General features: G+C 28.8%; 1 protein-coding gene. It reads left to right on the plus strand.

Annotated features, from left to right (window positions below; all coding sequences use genetic code 11):
• Positions 1 to 136: 136 nt before the first annotated feature.
• Positions 137 to 982: a damage-control phosphatase ARMT1 family protein gene (locus L21TH_RS04375; RefSeq protein ID WP_006310464.1), complete on the plus strand. Its 846-nt coding sequence runs from the start codon at positions 137 to 139 to the stop codon at positions 980 to 982.
• Positions 983 to 1,188: the final 206 nt, after the last annotated feature.

Genomic DNA, 1,188 nt, shown 5'->3' on the forward strand with positions numbered 1-1,188 from the left:
GGCATTACAAATTAAGGGAAAGTAAAGTTTTTACTGGAAATTAGATGCGAAATCTCTGAAAAGAAGTAATCATAGTTGACATATGCCCATAACAGTGTTATGCTTAGAGTTGTACTAAAAAATAAGAGGTGGTATTATGAATATTTATCTAGAATGTCTACCATGTTTTTTGAGACAAGTTTTAGAAGCATCAAAATTAGCTACTGAAAATCAAGAAATACAGAAAAGAATAATGAAAGATGCAGCAAAGGTAATTACTGATTTTGAAAATTACAGATATGCTCCAGAAGTGGGAAGAGTTATGCACAGTTTAGTAAAAGAATATACAAATACGGACGACCCTTATGTAAATATCAAACAAGAAAATATTGATGGTGCAAAAGAAGTTTATCCTTATTTAAAAAACTTTTTACATAAAAAAGAAGATAGAATTTATTGGGCGTTGAAAATTTCTGCTGTAGGAAATGTAATGGATGCAGCAATTTATAAGAATATAGATATAAAAAAAGCTGTTGAAAATGAACTAGATGAAGAATTTAATATTTGTCATATAAAAGAATTAAAAGAAAGATTAAAAGAAGCAAAATCTATATTAATAATTGGTGATAATTCAGGAGAGACTGTTTTTGACAAAGTTTTAATAGAAGAATTATTAGATTTTAATATAGTTTATGCTGTAAGAAGTGAACCGATTATTAATGATGCAACTTTAAAAGAGGCAAAAGATTCTGGATTAGATATAAACACTAAATTGATAACTACAGGATGTAATGCTCCTGGTACTATCATAGAAGAATGCAGTGATGAGTTTAAAGAGATATATGAAAATGCAGATATAGTAATAAGTAAAGGGCAAGGAAACTATGAAACATTGTCAGAGCAGGATAGAGAAATATTTTTCCTATTAAAAGCAAAATGCCCAGTTATTGCCACGGATATAGGTGTAAATGTAAATGACTATATACTTTTAAGAAATATATAAAAAATAATTAGATTAGAAAAAGCCCTAAAAGAACTCTTTTAGAGCAAAATAGGATACATAAGTCTAGTCTGACTTATGTATTTTTTTATTCTATAGGAAGTATAACTCATTGAATTGCTGGAACATGGATAAATACTACACCTAAGCAGTACAGAAAATTTTGTAAGAGAATAAAAAATAGGGGTTGTAGGGGACAGGGTCCCCTG

The sequence above is a fragment of the Caldisalinibacter kiritimatiensis genome, from assembly GCF_000387765.1.
Classification (GTDB): Bacteria; Bacillota; Clostridia; order Tissierellales; family Caldisalinibacteraceae; genus Caldisalinibacter; species Caldisalinibacter kiritimatiensis.

Excerpts from the sequence above, each read along its gene's own strand:
- L21TH_RS04375 (WP_006310464.1), top strand. The coding sequence starts at position 137 with ATGAATATTTATCTAGAATGTCTACCATGTTTTTTGAGACAAGTTTTA.